The 18,768-nt window shown below is 70.2% G+C and carries 19 protein-coding genes; 1 reads left to right on the forward strand and 18 read right to left on the reverse strand.

Annotated features, from left to right (window positions below; genetic code table 11):
* Nucleotides 1-5: 5 nt before the first annotated feature.
* Both ACIRF9_RS22490 and pyrR read right to left on the reverse strand, forming a co-directional pair.
* Nucleotides 6-986 carry an aspartate carbamoyltransferase catalytic subunit gene (locus ACIRF9_RS22490; RefSeq protein WP_403824916.1) on the reverse strand — a complete coding sequence of 327 codons (981 nt, stop codon included), beginning with the start codon at nucleotides 984-986 and terminating at the stop codon, nucleotides 6-8.
* 87 nt (nucleotides 987-1,073) lie between these two features.
* Nucleotides 1,074-1,631, reverse strand: coding sequence for a bifunctional pyr operon transcriptional regulator/uracil phosphoribosyltransferase PyrR (gene pyrR / locus ACIRF9_RS22495; protein ID WP_403824918.1), 558 nt, complete (start codon nucleotides 1,629-1,631; stop codon nucleotides 1,074-1,076).
* Nucleotides 1,632-1,884: 253 nt separating this feature from the next.
* Between pyrR and bldD the strand changes: the two genes are divergently transcribed.
* Complete coding sequence (gene bldD / locus ACIRF9_RS22500; RefSeq protein WP_009313753.1) at nucleotides 1,885-2,385, forward strand: transcriptional regulator BldD; 501 nt, start codon at nucleotides 1,885-1,887, stop codon at nucleotides 2,383-2,385.
* A gap of 163 nt (nucleotides 2,386-2,548) precedes the next feature.
* Here the strand turns inward: bldD and nusB are convergent, their stop codons facing one another.
* From nusB to ACIRF9_RS22580, 16 genes are all read right to left on the reverse strand, one after another.
* Nucleotides 2,549-2,983 carry a transcription antitermination factor NusB gene (gene nusB, locus ACIRF9_RS22505; protein WP_403824920.1) on the reverse strand — a complete coding sequence of 145 codons (435 nt, stop codon included), beginning with the start codon at nucleotides 2,981-2,983 and terminating at the stop codon, nucleotides 2,549-2,551.
* Between the two features lie 2 nt (nucleotides 2,984-2,985).
* Entirely contained in the window at nucleotides 2,986-3,552 is a 567-nt protein-coding gene (gene efp, locus ACIRF9_RS22510; protein WP_403824923.1) for an elongation factor P, read from the reverse strand.
* A gap of 54 nt (nucleotides 3,553-3,606) precedes the next feature.
* Nucleotides 3,607-4,713, reverse strand: a complete 1,107-nt coding sequence (locus ACIRF9_RS22515; protein ID WP_403824925.1) for an aminopeptidase P family protein — start codon at nucleotides 4,711-4,713, stop codon at nucleotides 3,607-3,609.
* Nucleotides 4,714-4,792: 79 nt separating this feature from the next.
* A complete protein-coding gene (locus tag ACIRF9_RS22520) occupies nucleotides 4,793-5,665 on the reverse strand; it encodes a Pro-rich N-terminal domain-containing protein (RefSeq protein ID WP_403824928.1) in 873 nt (290 codons plus the stop codon).
* Nucleotides 5,666-5,853: 188 nt separating this feature from the next.
* Nucleotides 5,854-6,948 (reverse strand): 3-dehydroquinate synthase, encoded by a 1,095-nt coding sequence (gene aroB, locus ACIRF9_RS22525; protein WP_403824930.1) that lies wholly within the window; start codon nucleotides 6,946-6,948, stop codon nucleotides 5,854-5,856.
* The gene (locus tag ACIRF9_RS22530; protein ID WP_403824933.1) at nucleotides 6,945-7,460 is read right to left on the reverse strand and encodes a shikimate kinase; all 516 of its coding nucleotides are present in this window, start codon (nucleotides 7,458-7,460) and stop codon (nucleotides 6,945-6,947) included. Before ACIRF9_RS22530 ends, aroB begins: the two co-directional genes overlap by 4 nt.
* Complete coding sequence (gene aroC / locus ACIRF9_RS22535; RefSeq protein ID WP_403824936.1) at nucleotides 7,457-8,641, reverse strand: chorismate synthase; 1,185 nt, start codon at nucleotides 8,639-8,641, stop codon at nucleotides 7,457-7,459. The genes ACIRF9_RS22530 and aroC overlap by 4 nt, the downstream gene beginning before the upstream one ends.
* Before the next feature lie 200 nt (nucleotides 8,642-8,841).
* Nucleotides 8,842-9,699 (reverse strand): shikimate dehydrogenase, encoded by an 858-nt coding sequence (locus tag ACIRF9_RS22540; RefSeq protein ID WP_403824939.1) that lies wholly within the window; start codon nucleotides 9,697-9,699, stop codon nucleotides 8,842-8,844.
* Nucleotides 9,680-11,425, reverse strand: coding sequence for an endolytic transglycosylase MltG (gene mltG, locus ACIRF9_RS22545; RefSeq protein ID WP_403824942.1), 1,746 nt, complete (start codon nucleotides 11,423-11,425; stop codon nucleotides 9,680-9,682). Before mltG ends, ACIRF9_RS22540 begins: the two co-directional genes overlap by 20 nt.
* A gap of 124 nt (nucleotides 11,426-11,549) precedes the next feature.
* On the reverse strand, nucleotides 11,550-12,014 hold the full coding sequence (ruvX, locus tag ACIRF9_RS22550; protein ID WP_399101094.1) for a Holliday junction resolvase RuvX: 465 nt from the start codon (nucleotides 12,012-12,014) through the stop codon (nucleotides 11,550-11,552).
* 8 nt (nucleotides 12,015-12,022) lie between these two features.
* Nucleotides 12,023-14,695 (reverse strand): alanine--tRNA ligase, encoded by a 2,673-nt coding sequence (gene alaS / locus ACIRF9_RS22555; protein ID WP_403824944.1) that lies wholly within the window; start codon nucleotides 14,693-14,695, stop codon nucleotides 12,023-12,025.
* Complete coding sequence (locus ACIRF9_RS22560; protein ID WP_403824947.1) at nucleotides 14,695-15,039, reverse strand: hypothetical protein; 345 nt, start codon at nucleotides 15,037-15,039, stop codon at nucleotides 14,695-14,697. The genes alaS and ACIRF9_RS22560 overlap by 1 nt, the downstream gene beginning before the upstream one ends.
* A gap of 9 nt (nucleotides 15,040-15,048) precedes the next feature.
* Nucleotides 15,049-15,489 carry a DUF948 domain-containing protein gene (locus ACIRF9_RS22565; protein WP_403824949.1) on the reverse strand — a complete coding sequence of 147 codons (441 nt, stop codon included), beginning with the start codon at nucleotides 15,487-15,489 and terminating at the stop codon, nucleotides 15,049-15,051.
* A 195-nt stretch (nucleotides 15,490-15,684) separates the two neighbouring features.
* Complete coding sequence (gene rpsD / locus ACIRF9_RS22570; RefSeq protein WP_015661793.1) at nucleotides 15,685-16,299, reverse strand: 30S ribosomal protein S4; 615 nt, start codon at nucleotides 16,297-16,299, stop codon at nucleotides 15,685-15,687.
* 298 nt (nucleotides 16,300-16,597) lie between these two features.
* Nucleotides 16,598-17,953 (reverse strand): replication-associated recombination protein A, encoded by a 1,356-nt coding sequence (locus tag ACIRF9_RS22575; protein WP_403824952.1) that lies wholly within the window; start codon nucleotides 17,951-17,953, stop codon nucleotides 16,598-16,600.
* Nucleotides 17,954-18,009: 56 nt separating this feature from the next.
* The gene (locus ACIRF9_RS22580) at nucleotides 18,010-18,669 is read right to left on the reverse strand and encodes a vitamin K epoxide reductase family protein (RefSeq protein WP_403824955.1); all 660 of its coding nucleotides are present in this window, start codon (nucleotides 18,667-18,669) and stop codon (nucleotides 18,010-18,012) included.
* Nucleotides 18,670-18,768 lie beyond the last annotated feature (99 nt).

The raw sequence follows: 18,768 nt of genomic DNA on the forward strand, positions 1-18,768 counted from the left end.
CGTTCTTACTTCTCCTCGGTGGTACGGGCGTTGCTGACGGCGGGTTCGTTGCCGCCCAGGAGCAGGTAGAGGACCGCCATCCGGATGGACACGCCGTTGGCGACCTGCTCGACGACGGTGCAGCGGTCGGAGTCGGCGACCTCGGCGGTGATCTCCATGCCGCGGACCATGGGGCCGGGGTGCATCACGATGGCGTGCTCGGGCATCTTCGCCATGCGGTCGCCGTCGAGGCCGTAGCGCCGCGAGTACTCGCGCTCGGTCGGGAAGAACGCGGCGTTCATCCGCTCGCGCTGCACACGCAGCATCATCACCGCGTCGGACTTGGGCAGGGTGCTGTCGAGGTCGTACGACACCTCGCAGGGCCAGTGCTCGACGCCGACCGGCACCAGGGTGGGCGGGGCGACCAGGGTGACCTCGGCGCCGAGGGTGTGCAGCAGGTCGACGTTGGAGCGGGCGACCCGGCTGTGCAGGACGTCACCGACGATGGTGATGCGCTTGCCGGAGAGGTCCTGCCCGATCCCGGCGTCCCGGCCGATCAGCCGGCGGCGCATGGTGAAGGCGTCGAGCAGGGCCTGGGTCGGGTGCTGGTGGGTGCCGTCGCCCGCGTTGACGACGGCCGCGTCGATCCAGCCGGAGGTGGCGAGCCGGTACGGGGCTCCGGAGGCGCCGTGCCGGATGACGACGGCGTCGACGCCCATGGCCTCCAGCGTCTGGGCGGTGTCCTTCAGGGACTCGCCCTTGGACACGCTCGATCCCTTGGCGGAGAAGTTGATGACGTCCGCGGAGAGGCGCTTCTCGGCGGCCTCGAACGAGATACGCGTACGCGTGGAGTCCTCGAAGAAGAGGTTGACGATCGTGCGGCCGCGCAGGGTCGGCAGTTTCTTGATGGGCCGGTCGGCGACCCGGGCCATCTCCTCGGCGGTGTCGAGGATCAGGACGGCGTCGTCGCGGGTGAGGTCGGCGGCCGAGATGAGATGACGCTGCATCTGTCAGGCTCCGTAAGGCAGTTCACGTATAAGGGAGATTCAGGGCAAGCGAGGGCGCGCCGAAGACGGGCGTGCCCTGTCGGCCTGCTACCGGGTCTGCTTCACACCGAGCAGCACGGTGTCCCGACCGTCCTCCTCGGCGAGCTGGACCTTGACCGTCTCCCGCAGCGACGTGGGGAGGTTCTTGCCGACGTAGTCGGCGCGGATGGGCAGTTCACGGTGGCCGCGGTCGACGAGGACCGCGAGCTGGACCGCGCGGGGGCGCCCGATGTCGTTCAGGGCGTCGAGGGCGGCGCGGATGGTGCGGCCGGAGAAGAGCACGTCGTCGACGAGGACGACCAGCTTGCCGTCGAGGCCGTCACCGGGGATCTCGGTGCGGGCCAGCGCACGCGGCGGGTGCATGCGCAGGTCGTCGCGGTACATGGTGATGTCGAGGGAGCCGACCGGGATCTTGCGGTCGGTGATCTGCTCGAGCTTGGCGGCGAGCCGCTGGGCGAGGAAGACGCCCCGGGTCGGAATGCCGAGGAGCACCACGTCGTCGGCGCCCTTGGCGCGCTCGACGATCTCGTGGGCGATGCGGGTCAGTACCCGCGCGATGTCGGGGCCTTCGAGAACGGGCCGCGCATCGGACGCTTGAGTGTCCATACGAAAGGGACCTCCTTCTCCGCCTCACGGGACGGACCTTAAAGGACGTCGGGTTTGCGCCATCCACCGTAGCAGCCCCGGGAGACGACCCTGATCACCCCCTTGGCGTAACCGGTCATCGATACCACGGAAGAGTCGGTGTGGACCATTCGGCTTGACGCAGGAGAATCACGCTGCGTAACCTCACAATGAGTTACCAGCCGCGCGGTATGGAACCAACGCCAGCCGCGTCGACCCAGTGCCGGGGAGCTATATGTCCAGCGAATACGCCAAACAGCTCGGGGCCAAGCTCCGGGCGATCCGCACCCAGCAGGGCCTTTCCCTCCACGGTGTCGAGGAGAAGTCCCAGGGACGCTGGAAGGCGGTCGTGGTCGGTTCCTACGAGCGCGGCGACCGCGCCGTGACCGTCCAGCGCCTCGCCGAGCTGGCGGACTTCTACGGCGTCCCCGTACAGGAGCTGCTGCCGGGCACCACGCCGGGCGGGGCGGCCGAGCCCCCGCCGAAGCTGGTCCTGGACCTGGAGCGACTGGCCCATGTGCCGGTCGAGAAGGCGGGCCCCCTGCAGCGCTACGCGGCGACGATCCAGTCCCAGCGCGGTGACTACAACGGCAAGGTGCTGTCGATCCGCCAGGACGACCTGCGCACGCTCGCCGTCATCTACGACCAGTCGCCGTCGGTCCTCACCGAGCAGCTGATCAGCTGGGGCGTGCTGGACGCGGACGCGCGTCGCGCGGTCTCCCACGAGGAGAGCTGAGCCGCCCAGCGGCTGAGCAGAAACGTACCGTCGGGGTGGCCGGAACCAAGCGGTTCCGGCCACCCCGATCGCGTTCTGGGGGCCTGCGGGCCGCCAGGGGCAGGGATATGCCGGAGGGCCCGCAGCAGTGACGCTGCGGGCCCTTCGGCGTTTGTCGTACCGCTTACGCCTCGTCCCGGCGGAGGGACGGCTTGAGCTCCTTCAGCCGGGCGAGCAGGCCGTTGACGAACGACGGCGAGTCGTCCGTGGAGAACTCCTTCGCCAGCTGCACCATCTCGTCGATGACGACGGCGTCCGGGGTCTCGTCGACCCAGATCAGCTCGTAGGCGCCGAGCCGCAGGAGGTTGCGGTCGACGACCGGCATCCGGTCGAGCGTCCAGCCGACCGAGTACTGGGAGATCAGCTCGTCGATCCGCTTCGTGTGCTGGGCGTAGCCCTCGACCAGCTGCATGGTGAACTCGCTGACCGGCGGCTGCCGGGTGTCGGCCCGGGAGAGCCGGACCCAGTCCGCGAGGACCGTCAGAACGTCGGCTCCACGCTGGTCGCCCTCGAAGAGGATCTGGAAGGCGCGCTTGCGGGCCGTGTTGCGGGCAGCCACGGTTAGCTGTTCACCCGGCCGAGGTAGTCGCTGGTGCGGGTGTCGACCTTGATCTTCTCACCGGTGGTGATGAAGAGCGGCACCTGGATCTCGTGACCGGTCTCCAGCGTGGCGGGCTTGGTGCCGCCGGTGGAGCGGTCGCCCTGGACGCCCGGGTCGGTGTGCTGGATGGTCAGCTCGACGGCGGCCGGCAGCTCGACGAAGAGCACCTCGCCCTCGTGCCGGGCGACGGTCGCCTCGAAGCCCTCGATCAGGAAGTTCGCGGCGTCGCCGACGGTCTTCCGGTCGATGTGCAGCTGGTCGTAGGTCTCCATGTCCATGAAGACGAAGTAGTCGCCGTCCATGTACGAGAACTGCATGTCGCTCTTGTCGACAGTGGCCGTTTCGACCTTGACGCCGGCGTTGAAGGTCTTGTCGACCACCTTGCCGGACAGCACGTTCTTGAGCTTGGTGCGCACGAAGGCCGGGCCCTTGCCGGGCTTGACGTGCTGGAACTCGACGACGGACCAGAGCTGGCCGCCTTCGAGCTTGAGCACCAGGCCGTTCTTGAGGTCGTTCGTGGAAGCCACGGTTCCGGAATCTCCTGGACTGACGTACGACCCCGGGGTCACGCGCCCGCGCTCCTACAGCGCGAGCAGCTCCTTGGTCGTGATGGTGAGTAGCTCGGGTCCGCCGTCCGCCTCGGGGCGTACGACGAGCGTGTCATCGATCCGGACACCGCCCCGGCCCGGGAGGTGGACCCCCGGTTCGACGGTGACCGGCACGCAAGCGTCCAGTTTACCCATGGCCGCGGGAGCCAACTGCGGGTCCTCGTCGATTTCGAGCCCGACCCCGTGCCCCGTGAGCGCCGGAAGCCCCTCGTGATACCCCGCCGAGTCCAGGACCTGGCGTGCCGCACGGTCCACGTCACGGTAGGCGGCACCGGGTGCCAGGGACTCCCGTCCGGCACGCTGGGCGGCGAAGACGAGGTCGTACAGCTCGATCTGCCAGTCCGCGGGGGACGTACCGATGACGAAGGTGCGGCCGATCTCGCAGCGGTAGCCGCGGTAGGCCGCGCCGAGGCAGACGGAGAGGAAGTCCCCCTCCTCGACCCGCCGGTCCGTGGGGCGGTGGCCGCGTCGGCCGGAGTTCGGGCCGGTGGCGACGGAGGTGGGGAACGCGGGACCGTCGGCGCCGTGGTCGACGAGCCGCCGCTCCAGTTCGAGGGCGAGGTGCCGCTCGGTGCGGCCGACGAGGATGGATTCCAGCAGCTCACCGAGGGCCTGGTCGGCGATTTCGGCGCCGATGCGGAGGCAGGAGATCTCCTCCTCGTCCTTCACCACGCGGAGTTGTTCCACCGCGGTGCCGAGGTCGCCGAGGCGAAGTCGCGGTGCGACCGAGCGGAGGGCACGGTGGCGGGCCACCGTGAGGTGATGCTCCTCGACCGCGAGGGAGTCTCCTCCCTGGGCCACGAGGAGGTCGGCCCCGGCGACCGCGGGGTCGCCCCCGGCGTGGGGCAGGGTGTGGACCCGAAGGCTTTCGTCAGGTCGGCCCTCGCCAGGGCGGTCGTCGGAGGGGCCCGTGCAGACGAGGACGTCCTCGTGTCTGCCCAGGAGCAGGGCGGCACCCTGGGGCGCCGCACCCGCGAGGTACCTCACATTCGCGGGGCGGGAGATCAACGCGGCTGTGCTGCCGCTGGAGCTGCAGCGGTCTCTCAGGCGCGCTCGGCGGGTCCCGTACACCTCTGACATGAGTCGAGCGTAGGAGCGGGCGGCGGATTGTGCCGGTTGGGAGGGGCCGAGTGGGGTGGTTCGTCGGGTGAAAAGTCCCCTACCACTTCGGCGGGCTCGCGATCGCCCTCGCCAGTACGTCGTCCAGGACCCTCGCCGTCGTCGGGACGTCCAGCTGGGAGTTGTCGATGATGGGGAGGCCCGAGCCGTACCAGCCGGCCATGCGGCCGTGGATGCGGGCGACCTCCTCGTCGGTGAGGCGGCGGTTGCCGGAGCGTTCGGCGTTGCGTTCCAGGACGACTTCGAGACCGGGCAGGAGGACGACCGGGAGGAGACCGGGGCCGACGTGGCGCTTCCAGCCGCCGAGGCCGACCACCGGGCGGTCGGGGAAGATCGCGTCGTCGAGGATGCACGAGATGCCGTTGGCCAGGAAGTTGCGGGCGGCGAAGCCGCAGGTGCGGCGGGCCAGGCGGTACTGGGCCTCGGAGTGGTCGTTCCAGCCGCGCTGCGGGTCGGCGAAGCCCGAGCGGACCCATTCGCGTACGTCGTCGAGGCTGACGTGGGCCGTGGGGACGCGGCGGTGGTCGGCCCAGAACTTGGCGACGCTGGTCTTGCCGGCGCCGGCGGGGCCGATGAGGAGCACGGCGACGGTGGTGGTCGCGAGGTCCGGGGCGGGCGCGGCGGGCGGGATGCTGGGCATCGCCACGGGGGCGCCGGGCGGCAGTGGGACATGGCCGGTGACATCGGTGCCGGGCTGGGCGGGGGCGTGCTGCGGGGCCGGGGGCGGCGGGACGGGAGGCTGGGGCGCGGGTGGGACCGGGCCGGAGGGGGCGCCGAGGTAGCCCGGTTGATGCCCGGGGGCGCTGCCGGGCTGGTGCGGGCCCGGGTGTTGTGCGGCCGGCGACCAGCCGGCGGCCGGACCGTGCCCCGGCTGGTGGGGCGGCGGCAGCGGAGAACCCACTGCGTGCTGCATCCGGTGCCACTCCGTCTCGTACAGGCAATGGGCGCTGGTGGTCGGGGGTGATCCCCTTCTTTCACCAGTGAACGGTACCGCCCCCGGCCGTCCTTTGGTGAACGGCCGGTGGCGGTACCAAGTGCCCGGTGTGGAAAGCGAATCGGGCGGAAGGGAACGCGACGGACTTACCGGTCCGTCGTGCGGTCCTACTGGCCGACTTCGCCGTACGCGGCGAGCAGCACCGCCGGGTCGGGGCCCTCCAGGACGGTCGGCTTGGCCAGGCCGTCGAGGACGATGAAGCGCAGCAGGTCGCCCCGCGACTTCTTGTCGACCTTCATGGCCTCCAGCAGCTTGGGCCACTGGTCGTGGCGGTAGTACAGCGGGAGCCCGACCGATTCGAGGACGGTGCGGTGGCGGTCGGCCGTCGCGTCGTCGAGGCGGCCCGCGAGACGGCCCAGTTCGGCGGCGAAGTGCATGCCCACCGACACGGCCGCGCCGTGCCGCCACTTGTAGCGCTCGTTCTTCTCGATGGCGTGCGCGAGGGTGTGGCCGTAGTTGAGGATCTCCCGCAGGCCCGACTCCTTCAGGTCCGACGACACGACGTCCGCCTTGACCTTGATGGACCGCTCGATCAGCTCGGCGGTGTGCGGGCCCTGAGGGGTGCGGGCGGCCTCGGGGTCGGCCTCGATGAGGTCGAGGATCGCCGGGTCCGCGATGAAGCCGGCCTTGATGATCTCCGCGAGTCCCGAGACGTAGTCGTTGACGGGGAGCGAGTCCAGGGCCGCCAGGTCGCACAGGACGCCGGCCGGCGGGTGGAAGGCGCCGACGAGGTTCTTGCCCTCGGCCGTGTTGATGCCGGTCTTGCCGCCGACGGCCGCGTCCACCATGGCGAGCACGGTGGTCGGTACGGCGATCCAGCGCACCCCGCGCAGCCAGGTCGCCGCGACGAAGCCGGCGAGGTCGGTGGTCGCGCCGCCGCCGACACCCACGACGACGTCGGTGCGGGTGAACCCGGACTGGCCGAGCGCCTTCCAGCAGTAGGCGGCGACCTCGGCGGTCTTGGCCTCCTCCGCGTTGGGCACCTGGATGGCGACGGCCTCGTAGCCCTGCTCGGCCAGGTCGGCGCGGAGGGCGTCGCCGGTCTCGGCGAGGGCCTCGGGGTGGATCACGGCGACGCGCTTGGCCTTGGTGCCGATCAGTCCGGCGAGTTCACCGAGGAGCCGACGGCCGACCAGGACCTCGTACGGCTCGGAGCCCGCGCTGCCGCCGACCCGGATCCGGGTCACAGACTCGCTGCTCATGCTTCCTTCAACTCCAGTGCGTCCAGGGCGGCTTGGGTGACCTCTTCGGGCGTACGGCCGTCCGTCGCGACCACGGCGGTGGCGACCGCCTCGTACAGGCCGCGGCGGGCCTCCATCAGCTCGCGCCACTGCTTGCGCGGGTTGACCGCGAGCAGCGGGCGGGCCGCGTTGAGGCCGGTGCGCTTGACGGCCTCCTCGACGTCCATCGAGAGGTAGACCACCCGCTGGTCCGCCAGCAGGGCGCGGGTGTCCGCGTCGAGGATCGAGCCGCCGCCGAGCGCCAGGACGCCCTCGTGCCCGGCGAGCGCGCGGTGCACGGCCAGCTTCTCGATCGCGCGGAAGGCCTCCTCGCCCTCGTCGACGAAGATCTCCGCGATGCTGCGGCCCTGCTCGGTGACGATGTCGTCGTCCGTGTCCCGGTAGCCGGCGCCGAGCCGCTCGGCCAGCAGCCGGCCGACGGTGGACTTGCCGACGCCCATCGGGCCGACCAGGACGACCAGGGGCCCGCTCATCGGATGTGGAGGTTGTCGAGGTACGAGCGGACGTTGCGGCGGGTCTCGGTGACGCTGTCGCCGCCGAACTTCTCCGCCACCGCGTCCGCGAGGACGAGGGCCACCATGGCCTCGGCGACGATGCCCGCCGCCGGCACCGCGCACACGTCGGAGCGCTGGTGGTGGGCCTGGGTGGCCTCGCCCGTGGTGACGTCCACGGTCTGCAGGGCCCGCGGCACGGTCGCGATGGGCTTCATCGCGGCGCGGACGCGCAGCAGCTCGCCCGTGGTCAGACCGCCTTCGGTGCCGCCGGAGCGGCCGCTGGCCCGCCGGATGCCGTCGGGGGTGGTGACGATCTCGTCGTGCGCCTTGGAACCCGGCACGCGCGCGAGGTCGAAGCCGTCGCCGACCTCGACGCCCTTGATCGCCTGGATGCCCATGAGGGCGGCGGCGAGCCGGGCGTCCAGCCGGCGGTCCCAGTGCACGTGCGAGCCCAGACCGACCGGGACGTCGTAGGCCAGCACCTCGACCACGCCGCCGAGGGTGTCGCCGTCCTTGTGGGCCTGGTCGATCTCCGCGACCATCGCCTTCGAGGCGTCCGCGTCCAGGCAGCGCACCGGGTCGGCGTCCAGCTTCTCGACGTCGGCGGGGGTCGGGTAGATGCCGTAGGGCGCCTTGGCGCCGGCCAGCTCGACGACGTGCGAGACGATCTCGATGCCGGCCGTCTCCTTGAGGTAGGACCGGGCGACGGCGCCGAGGGCGACACGGGCGGCGGTCTCCCGGGCGGAGGCGCGCTCCAGGATCGGCCGGGCCTCGTCGAAGCCGTACTTCTGCATACCGGCCAGGTCGGCGTGGCCGGGGCGCGGGCGGGTGAGCGGGGCGTTGCGGGCGAGGCCGGCGAGGACCTCCGGGTCGACCGGGTCGGCCGCCATGACCTGCTCCCACTTGGGCCACTCGGTGTTGCCCACCATGACCGCCACCGGGGAGCCGAGCGTGAGTCCGTGGCGGACGCCGCCGAGGAAGGTGATCTCGTCGCGCTCGAACTTCATCCGCGCGCCGCGTCCATAGCCGAGCCGCCGCCGCGCGAGATGGTCGGCCACCATCTCCGTGGTGATCGGCACGCCGGCGGGAAGGCCCTCCAGCGTCGCGACAAGTGCGGGACCGTGGGACTCCCCCGCGGTCAGCCAACGCAGCCTGCTCAACGATGCTCCTCAGTGCTCGCGCCCTGGTACTGCCCTACGCGCGTCCTCGCGTACGTCGTCGGCGTGACCGGGTGCGCGGCTCCGGCCAGCCACCTCGATCCTCCCACGTCCGGGGGCCGCACCGGTGCCGCGGTCCATTGGGCGGACGGGACGCCGGGCTCACCGCGCCGTGTCGAACTCGGCCCGCGGGCGAGCGGGAGTCACCGCTCCCCGGGTGTCCGCCGGGAGGCGAGCGCGTGTTCGCCCGCCTTGCGCATGGCCTCCAGGGGTGCCGGGGCCAGGCCGGTCATCTGCTCAACCTGCAGCACGGCCTGGTGGACGAGCAGGTCGAGGCCGCTGACGACGGCGCCGCCGAACATGGACCAGCGGGCGGCCAGCTCGGTCGGCCAGGGGTCGTAGAGCACGTCGAAGAGGGTGGTGGGCCGCTCCGGCACCGAGGCGGCGAGGGCGTCCGTCGTGCCGGCCGGGGTGGTCGCGACGACCAGCGGGAAGTGCAGGGCGTCGGCTGCCCCGGCCCAGTCGGCGATCCGGACCTCGACGTCCAGACGCTCACCCCACTGCCGCATCTCGGCGGCGCGGGTCTCACTGCGGACGTAGGCCACGATCTCGCCGGTGCAGACCCTGGCCAGGGCGGCCAGCGCCGAGGAGGCGGTGGCTCCGGCGCCGAGGATCGCGGCCGAGTCGACCTGTTCGACGCCGTGCTCGCGCAGGGCGGCGACCATACCGGGGATGTCGGTGTTGTCACCGACGCGACGCCCGTCCTCGGTGAACACCAGGGTGTTGACCGCGTCCACGGAGGCCGCCGTGTCGCTGATCTCGTCGAGCAGCGGGATGACGGCCCGTTTCAGCGGCATGGTCAGCGACAGCCCGGCCCACTCCGCGCCGAGTCCCTCGACGAAGGCGGGCAGGGCCTCCTCGTCGACCTCGAATCGGTCGTACGTCCAGTCGGTGAGTTCCAGCGCCTCGTAGGCGGCGCGGTGCAGCACCGGCGAGAGGGAGTGGGCGATGGGGCTGCCGAGTACGGCGGCCCGGCGGGCGTCAGTTCCCCGTGCTCTCATTGAACTTGTCCTTGAGCCTCTGGAATTCCTCGTGCGTCTTGGCGAATTCGGTCTTGCTCACACCGTCGGTCGCCACGAAGTAGTACCAGCCGTCGTCGGTCGGATTCAGCGTCGCCTTGATGGCGACATCGCCGGGATTTCCGATCGGGCCGGGCGGCAGGCCCTTGTTGGTGTAGGTGTTGTACGGGTCCTTGTTGCTGTTGATCTCCGACTCGCTGATTTCGATATTGCTCTCGCTCTTCAGGTAATTGAAGGTCGAGTCGAACTGCAGGAATCCGTACGTCTCGGGGTTCGCGCGGTCGAGGCGGTTGTAGATCACCTCCGCCATCTTGCGGTAGTCGTCGACGGTCTTCCCCTCGGCCTGGACGAGGCTCGCGACCGTGACGAGCTGCAGCGGGCTGTCGAGTTTCAGCGCCTTGGCCTTGTCCTCAAGGTCGTACGTCGCGTACTGCTTCGCGGCGTTCGACACCATCGCCTTCAGGACCGCCTCGGGCTTCATGCCCTTGGCCGCGGCATAGGTGCCCGGGAAGAGGAATCCTTCGAGCGGGTCCTTGATCTGGCTGTTGTCGTTCGCCCAGCTGGGCAGCCCGAGGGTCTTGTACTGCTTCTCGGCGACCTTCTTGGTCGTTCCGGCGGAAAGGCCGAGTTTCTCGTCGATGACCTTGTAGACCCGCACATTGCGCTGACCGGGCGTGACCATCACATTGGCCTGGCTGTCGCCGTCGAGCATCATCTCGACGGCGCTCTGCGCGGACATCTCCTTCTTCAGAATGTACGCGCCGGCCTGGATCTTGTCCCCGTCGGGATTGTTCGTGGCCGCGGACACGAAGGCGTCGACGCTCTTGACGACGCCGGCCTCCTTCAGCAGACGGCCGATCTGGGCGCCGCCCGCACCCTCGGGAATCTGGACGCTGACGGACTGACCGGTGCCGCTGCCCGAGAAGTCCGGGGCCGCGCCGTAACGATTCTGGTAGAAGTTGTAGCCGAAGTAGCCGACGCCGCCGATACCACCGGCGAACACCAGGACAACGACCAGGCAGGCACAGCCGTTGCGGCCCTTCTTCTTGCCCTTCGGCGTCTTGACGTCCTTGCCGCCGCGGCCCCGACGGCCCCCGCGACCGTCGGGCTCGTCGTCGTCCTCGTCGTCGTCGGCCCCGCCGCCCGCGAAGAAGGCGTGCTCGCCCTGGTCGGGCCCCGGGTCCCAGTCGGGTTTCTCCTCGGCCTCCGGTTCGGGCGGAGGCTCCGGCTCGGCGCGCCGCCGGGCCGGCGGTTCCGGTGGCGGATACGCGTCGGGGGTGCCGTAGAAGTCGGGCTGCTCGGCGCCGTACGCGGCGGCCTGCTGGCCGTACGGATCACCCGGGTCGGCGGCGTACGGGACGTGGGCGTGACTGCCCGTGCCGTCCCAGCCGCCTTCCTGGTACCCCTCGTGATAGGTCTGCTGTCCCTGGGGGACGTACTGCTGCTGGTACTGCTGCGGGTCGTAGGGCTGCTGCGGGTACTGCTGCTGGCCGTACTGGTGCTGGTCGTACTGCTGCGCCTGTCCGTTGCCCCAGTCGCCGTATCCCGGCTGCTGCGGCTGCTGCGGGTAGTGCTGGTGCTGCGGCTGGCCGCCGTAGGCAGGCTGATGGCCCGCGTGGGCCTGCTGCCCGTCCCATCCGCCGTCCCCGTACAACGGGTCCTCCGGATGCCACGGTTCGGAGCCTGGGCCCCGGCCATACTCAGTCATCGCTCCCCTAGAGCCGCGAGGCGGCGATCACGGGGCCTTCGCGGGCCCGTCACCGTTCCGCCTCTCTCTGTGCGGTGGCTGTTCGAACACCGCCGCATCGACGCGGAACGTTACCGTATCGCGATCAGATGACCACTTCGACGCCCTCGCCCGGTGCTTTACCTGACACCCGTTCGGATTCCAGCGCCTGTTGAAGGATGATCACAGCGGCTGCCTGGTCGATCACCGACCGGCCCTTCTTGGACTTCACCCCCGAGGCGCGCAGTCCCTGACTGGCCGTCACGGTCGTCATGCGCTCGTCCACGAGCCGTACGGACACGGGCGCGATGCCCTTCGCGAGCTCCTGCGCGAAGCCGCGAACCTTTACCGCGGCCGGGCCCTCGCCCCCCTTGAGGGAGCGAGGGAGACCGACCACGACCTCGATCGGTTCGTACTCCTCGACCAGTTGCCTCAGCCGCCGGTGAGCTGCCGGGAGGTCCCGGCCGGGGACCGTCTCCACGGGAGTGGCGAGGATCCCGTCGGGGTCGCACGAGGCGACCCCGATCCGGGCGTCCCCGACATCGATCGCGAGTCGACGGCCCCTTCTCATCGCATGGCTCACTTGGCCGTGTCCGCCACGAGCCGCTCGACGGCGTCGACGGCCTCGCCGACGGCGGCCGGGTTCTGGCCGCCGCCCTGGGCGACGTCCGGCTTGCCGCCACCGCCGCCGCCGAGGGTCTTGGCGGCCGTGCGGACCAGGTCGCCGGCCTTGAGGCCGCGCTCACGGGCGGCCTCGTTGGTGGCGATGACCGTGAGCGGCTTGCCGTTGTTCACCGTGAACAGGGCGACCACGGCGGCCCGGCCGCCCTGGATGCGGCCGCGCACGTCGAGGACCAGCTTGCGCAGGTCGTCGGGGGTCGTACCGTCCGGGACCTGGCCGGTGACGACGGCGATGCCGCGGACGTCCTTGGCGGACTCGGCGAGACCGGCGGCGGCCTGGAGCACCTTCTCGGCGCGGAACTTCTCGATCTCCTTCTCGGCGTCCTTCAGCTTGCCGAGCATGGCGGAGACCTTCTCCGGGAGCTCCTCCGCACGGCCCTTGATCAGCTCCTGGAGCTGAGCGACGACCGTGTGCTCACGGGCGAGGAAGTTGTAGGCGTCGACACCGACGAGAGCCTCGATACGACGAACACCCGAGCCGATGGACGACTCGCCGAGCAGCTTCACCAGGCCCAGCTGGGCGGTGTTGTGCACGTGCGTGCCGCCGCACAGCTCCTTGGAGAAGTCGCCGATGGTCACCACGCGCACGCGCTCGCCGTACTTCTCGCCGAACTCGGCGATGGCGCCCTGCTTCTTGGCCTCGTCGATGCCCATGATGTCGGCGCGCACGTCGAGATCGCGGGCGAGCACCTCGTTGATCTTCTGCTCGACGTCGGTCATCACGGCCGTGGGAACGGCGGACGGCGAGCCGAAGTCGAAGCGGAAGCGGCCGGGCTGGTTCTCGGAACCGGCCTGGGCGGCCGTCGGGCCGAGCGCGTCGCGCAGGGCCTGGTGGGTGAGGTGGGTGGCCGAGTGGGCGCGGGCGATGGCCTTGCGCCGGCGGGAGTCGATGGTGGCGTGGACGAGGTCGCCGACGGTCACCTCGCCGACCTGGACGACGCCCTTGTGGACGTAGACGCCCGGGACCGGCTTCTGGGTGTCGCGGATCTCGACGACGGCACCGGAGCCCACCTTGATGCGGCCGGTGTCGCCGATCTGGCCACCGCCCTCGGCGTAGAACGGGGTGCGGTCGAGGACGATCTCGACCTCGTCGCCCTCGCTGGCGGCCGGGGAGGAGACGCCGTCGACGAGGATGCCGACGACGGTGGACTCGCCCTCGGTGTCGCCGTAGCCGATGAACTCGGTCTCGCCGGCCTTGTCGGCGATCTCCCGGTAGGCGCCGGCGCCGGCGTGGCCGGTCTTCTTGGCCTGGGCGTCGGCCTTGGCGCGCTCCCGCTGCTCCTTCATCAGGCGGCGGAAGCCGTCCTCGTCCACGGACAGCCCCTGCTCGGCGGCCATCTCGAGGGTGAGGTCGATCGGGAAGCCCCAGGTGTCGTGGAGCAGGAACGCCTTGTCGCCAGCCAGCACGGTGGAACCGGCGGCCTTGGTCTCGCTGACGGCGCCGTCCAACACGTTCGTGCCGGCGTTGAGGGTCTTGAGGAAGCGGGCCTCCTCGGCGAGGGCGACGTTCTCGATGCGCTCGCGGTCGGTGACCAGCTCCGGGTACTGCTGGCCCATCATCGCGATGACGGTGTCGATGAGGTCCTTGACGACCGGGCCGGTGGCGCCGAGGAGGCGCATGTTGCGGATGGCGCGGCGCATGATGCGGCGCAGCACGTAACCGCGGCCCTCGTTGCCGGGGGTGACGCCGTCGCCGATGAGCATCACCGACGTACGCATGTGGTCGGTGACCACGCGCAGGGAGACGTCCGAGTCGTGGGCGTCGCCGTAGGCCACGCCGGTCAGCTCGGTGGCCTTCTTGATGACGGCCATGGAGGTGTCGATCTCGTACATGTTCTGCACGCCCTGCAGAATCATGGCGAGGCGCTCCAGGCCGAGGCCCGTGTCGATGTTCTTGCTCGGCAGCTCTCCGAGGATCTCGAAGTTGTCCTTGCCGATGCCCTCGCCCCGCTCGTACTGCATGAAGACGAGGTTCCAGATCTCCACGTACCGCTCGTCGTTGACGGCGGGGCCGCCCTCGACGCCGAACTCGGGGCCGCGGTCGTAGTTGATCTCGGAGCAGGGGCCGCAGGGGCCGGGAACGCCCATGGACCAGTAGTTGTCCTTCATGCCGAGGCGCTGGATGCGCTCCTTCGGCACACCGACGACCTCGTGCCAGATGCGCTCGGCCTCGTCGTCGTCCTGGTAGACGGTGATCCAGAGCTTCTCCGGCTCCAGGCCGTAACCACCCTTGTCCTGGGGGCTGGTGAGCAGCTCCCAGGCGTACTTGATGGCGCCTTCCTTGAAGTAGTCGCCGAAGGAGAAGTTGCCGCACATCTGGAAGAACGTGCCGTGGCGGGTGGTCTTGCCGACCTCTTCGATGTCGGGCGTGCGCACGCACTTCTGGACGCTGGTGGCGCGCTGGAAGGGCGGCTTGACCTCACCCAGGAAGTAGGGCTTGAAGGGCACCATGCCGGCCGGGACGAGGAGCAGAGTCGGGTCGTCCGCGATGAGCGACGCCGAAGGGACGACGGTGTGCCCGCGCTCCTCGAAGAAGCTCAGCCAGCGGCGGCGAATCTCGGCCGACTCCATCAGTGGTCCTCATTCCGGTTGTACGAGTACGTCGTGTTCTCGATGTACTTCGGGTTGCTGCGGTTCTCGATGGCGGCGAACCGCCGAGGGGCGGGAAGCTCGGGGTCCTCGCGGATGCCGAGGGCGTCCTCCAGCTCGGCCTCCCGCTGGGCCATGTTGTCGCGGACGTCGAGCGCGAAGCCCACCGCGCGGTCCTTGAGGCGTGCTCCCGTCTCGAGCGCCTTGTTGGCCGCGGTGGCGGCGAGGTTCTCGGGGGTCAGCTGCTTCAGCTTGCGGTTGACCTTGGTGGTGGCCCACACGCCGGCGGCGACACCTGTGGTGAACCAGAACGTACGGCGGAACATGGCTGGCTCTCAGTCCCTCTTTCCACGGGCGTTCCGCTTCTCCCGCCGGGAGACCGTGCGGCCCACGATCACGGTACGCCGGGGCTCCCTGGCGGGCACGTCGTCCTTGCGGCCGCCGAGGGCCCGGCGTACGCCGTAACCGAAGGCGGCGACCTTGACCAGGGGGCCGCCGAAGGTGGAGGCGACGGTCGTCGAGAGCGCGGAGGCGTTCGACGTGACCTCCTGGACGTCGGAGGCGATCGCGTCGACCCGGTCGATCTGGGTCTGCGCGGAGCGCACCGCCGCGGAGGCGTCGGCCAGCAGCGGGACGGCCTGGTCGGTCACGTCCGCGACCAGCTTGGTGGTCGCCCTGAGCGTCTGGGCCAGCCTCGCCAGCGCGACGGCGAGAAAGGAGACCAGGATCGCCCAGAAGACGGCCACCAGAATCCCGGCCACCTCTCCACCGGACACCTGGCACCCTCTCCTTGCAGTGTTGGGATCTAACGCTGAGGCCGAGCCTATCGCGCCGGACACAGCGGTCCGTACCGGATTAGGGGCGGTGGGCGGGCGTCGTGGCCCGGTATGCGAAAGCCCGCCGCCCCGCCCGCCCGGAAAGGGCGGAGGGACGACGGGCTCCGGCGCAGGGGTGCTACGGCCGCTGAAGGATCAACGGGCGTAGTACTCGACGACGAGCTGCTCGTCGCAGATCACCGGGATCTCCTTGCGGTTCGGCTCGCGGTCCAGGCGGAACGCCAGGGCCTTGAGGTTCACCTGGAGGTAGCGCGGGGTCTCACCCTCGGGGGCGAAGCCGCCCTCGCGGGCGATGGAGAAGAGGGTCTTCTCGCGGCTGCGCTCGCGGACCATCACGACGTCGTCGGGACGGACGCGGAACGACGGCTTGTCGACCTTCTGGCCGTTGACCTCGATGTGGCCGTGCACGACCATCTGACGGGCCTGGTAGATCGTGCGGGCGATGCCCGAACGCAGGACCAGGGCGTCGAGACGGCGCTCGAGCTCGATGATCAGGGCCTCACCGGTCTTGCCCTGCACCTTGGAGGCACGCTCGTAGGCGCGGACGAGCTGGCGCTCGGACACGTCGTACTGCGCGCGCAGACGCTGCTTCTCGAGCAGACGGACCTTGTAGTCCGAGTTCTGCTTGCGGCCACGGCCGTGCTCGCCCGGCGGGTAGGGGCGGGCCTCGAAGTACTTGACGGCCTTCGGGGTCAGCGCGATGCCGAGGGCACGCGACTTCTTGACCTTGGGGCGGGACTGGTTCGCCACTTGTCTCTCATTTCCTGGTTTCGGCTTGTCAGAGTTGAGGGAGGTCGCATCCGCAGCCGGGGAATCCCGTCCGGTCCCGCGAGGGACCTTTCAGGCAGCCGCTCCCCTGGTCTGGGCACATACGTGCAGCACGCGAGTGGCCCACCGACCGTCCCTCGACAACAGGGTGGTGGTGGGCTGCCCGCGACACCGATCGACGGTGCGCGACGCTCCTGGAGCCGGTCCGGAGACCGGTTCCGGCTGACTGTCCCGTTCTGACTGCACGGGACGCAGCACTCCGAGCGAGTTTACAGGGTGCTCAGGACCGCTTTCGACCGAGGTGCTTCCTGGTCCACTCCACGGCGTCCGCGTACCGCGCCTCCGAGCCGTGCCGCGTGGGCGTGTAGTACTCGCGGTCCTTGATCGCGTCCGGGGCGTACTGCTGGGGGGCGATGCCCTCCGCCAGGTCGTGCGGGTACACGTACCCCTGTGCGTGCCCCAGTTTGGCGGCGCCCTTGTAGTGCCCGTCGCGCAGATGCGGCGGCACGGGTCCCGCGAGCCCCTTGCGTACGTCGTCCAGGGCGGCGCCGATCGCGGTCGTCGCGGCGTTGGACTTGGGGGCCAGGGCGAGGGCGATGGTGGCGTGGCTGAGGGTGAGGGCGGCCTCGGGGAAGCCGATCATGGCGACGGCCTGGGCGGCGGCCACGGCTATGGGCAGGGCGTTCGGATCGGCGAGGCCGATGTCCTCGCTGGCGGAGATCATCAGTCGGCGGGCGATGAAGCGGGGGTCCTCGCCGGCCTCGATCATGCGGGCCAGGTAGTGCAGGGCGGCGTCGACGTCCGATCCCCTGATGGACTTGATGAGGGCGCTGGCCACGTCGTAGTGCTGGTCGCCGTCACGGTCGTACTTCACCGCCGCCCGGTCGACCGTCTGCTCCAGGGTCTGGAGGCTGATCTCGGTCTCGTCCTGGTCGAGTGCGGCCCCCGCGGCGGCCTCCAGGGCGGTCAGGGCGCGGCGGGCGTCGCCGCCGGCGATGCGCAGGAGGTGGGCCTCGGTGTCCTCGGGGAGGGCGACGGCCCCCTTGAGACCGCGGTCGTCGGCCAGGGCGCGCTGGATGAGGCCGCGCAGGTCGTCGTCGGTGAGGGGCTCCAGGGTGAGGAGCAGGGACCGGGACAGCAGCGGGGAGATCACGGAGAAGTACGGGTTCTCGGTGGTCGCCGCGATCAGGGTCACCCAGCGGTTCTCGACGGCCGGGAGGAGGGAGTCCTGCTGGGCCTTGCTGAAGCGGTGGATCTCGTCGAGGAAGAGGACGGTCTCCTTGCCGTAGCCCCCGGTGGCGCGGCGGGCGCCGTCGATGACCGCGCGGACCTCCTTGACGCCGGCGGTGATCGCGGAGAGCTCGACGAAGCGCTTGTTCGTCGCCTTCGACACGACGTACGCCAGGGTCGTCTTGCCGGTGCCGGGCGGGCCCCAGAGGATCACCGAGGAAGGGCCGGCCGGGCCCTTGGCGCCCTCGCCGACCAGGCGGCGCAGGGGTGAGCCCGGCTTCAGCAGGTGCTGCTGGCCCACGACCTCGTCGAGGGTGCGCGGGCGCATCCGGACCGCCAGGGGACTCCCGGCGGGATCCTTCTCCTGGCGTTCTTCTGCTGCGGCGGTGAACAGGTCGGGCTCCACGCTGAAACCCTAAATCACGCCACCGACAATCCCGGCGGGCCCTTGAAAGGCCGAGGTCAGCTGGTCCAGAACTCCCACCAGCGGGTCAGGATCAGCATGCCGATGATGCCGATGTGCAGCACGGGCACGACCCAGGTGAACTCGCCGAAGAAGCTCTTCAGCCAGCGCGGCGCCGGCAGGAAGTCGTTGCGGATGTTGAACGAGGTCACGTACCAGAACATGGTGATCGTGGCGACCCAGGCCAGCGAGCACCACAGGCACAGCGCGTTGATCCGGTACAGGGACTGGAACTGCAGCCAGGTGCAGAAGGCGACGCCGAAGAGCGTGCCGAAGTTGAAGGTGAGCCAGTACCAGCGCGGGAAGCGGGCGCGGGCCAGCAGGCTCATGCCGACGCAGATGACGATGCCGTAAGCGACCAGGCCGAGCATCGGGTTGGGGAAGCCGAAGGCGGCGGCCTGCTTGGACTCCATCACGCTGCCGCAGGAGACGACGGGGTTGAGGCTGCAGCCGGGCGTGAAGGTCGTGCCGGCGACCTTGGCCTCGAGCAGCTTGAACTTGTCGATCGTGATGACCCACGCGGCGAGCAGACCGGCCGCGCCTGTGATCAGCAGCAGGATCGCGAACGCACGGCTGCCGCCCACCGTCCTGGGCTCGCTCGCGGTGTCGCGCGCGGGCTCGGACTCCGTGGAGACGTCTTTGACTGTCGTCTTGCTCATCACGCCGATTCCGTCGTTTGAGAGTTGGACCATCTACTGGGCAGGGGCCATTGTGCCGCACCGGGCCGGGTATCCACCGTTCGATGGACATAAGGAAGT

This window comes from Streptomyces sp. NPDC096132 (genome assembly GCF_044763345.1).
Classification (GTDB): domain Bacteria; phylum Actinomycetota; class Actinomycetes; order Streptomycetales; family Streptomycetaceae; genus Streptomyces.

Excerpts from the sequence above, each read along its gene's own strand:
- aroB (WP_403824930.1), bottom strand. The coding sequence starts at position 6,948 with ATGAGCAGCGAGTCTGTGACCCGGATCCGGGTCGGCGGCAGCGCGGGC.
- mltG (WP_403824942.1), bottom strand. The coding sequence starts at position 11,425 with ATGACTGAGTATGGCCGGGGCCCAGGCTCCGAACCGTGGCATCCGGAG.
- ACIRF9_RS22530 (WP_403824933.1), bottom strand. The coding sequence starts at position 7,460 with ATGAGCGGGCCCCTGGTCGTCCTGGTCGGCCCGATGGGCGTCGGCAAG.
- ACIRF9_RS22490 (WP_403824916.1), bottom strand. The coding sequence starts at position 986 with ATGCAGCGTCATCTCATCTCGGCCGCCGACCTCACCCGCGACGACGCC.
- ACIRF9_RS22540 (WP_403824939.1), bottom strand. The coding sequence starts at position 9,699 with ATGAGAGCACGGGGAACTGACGCCCGCCGGGCCGCCGTACTCGGCAGC.
- bldD (WP_009313753.1), top strand. The coding sequence starts at position 1,885 with ATGTCCAGCGAATACGCCAAACAGCTCGGGGCCAAGCTCCGGGCGATC.
- pyrR (WP_403824918.1), bottom strand. The coding sequence starts at position 1,631 with ATGGACACTCAAGCGTCCGATGCGCGGCCCGTTCTCGAAGGCCCCGAC.
- ACIRF9_RS22580 (WP_403824955.1), bottom strand. The coding sequence starts at position 18,669 with ATGAGCAAGACGACAGTCAAAGACGTCTCCACGGAGTCCGAGCCCGCG.
- ACIRF9_RS22520 (WP_403824928.1), bottom strand. The coding sequence starts at position 5,665 with ATGCAGCACGCAGTGGGTTCTCCGCTGCCGCCGCCCCACCAGCCGGGG.
- ruvX (WP_399101094.1), bottom strand. The coding sequence starts at position 12,014 with ATGAGAAGGGGCCGTCGACTCGCGATCGATGTCGGGGACGCCCGGATC.
- ACIRF9_RS22560 (WP_403824947.1), bottom strand. The coding sequence starts at position 15,039 with ATGTTCCGCCGTACGTTCTGGTTCACCACAGGTGTCGCCGCCGGCGTG.
- ACIRF9_RS22515 (WP_403824925.1), bottom strand. The coding sequence starts at position 4,713 with ATGTCAGAGGTGTACGGGACCCGCCGAGCGCGCCTGAGAGACCGCTGC.
- alaS (WP_403824944.1), bottom strand. The coding sequence starts at position 14,695 with ATGGAGTCGGCCGAGATTCGCCGCCGCTGGCTGAGCTTCTTCGAGGAG.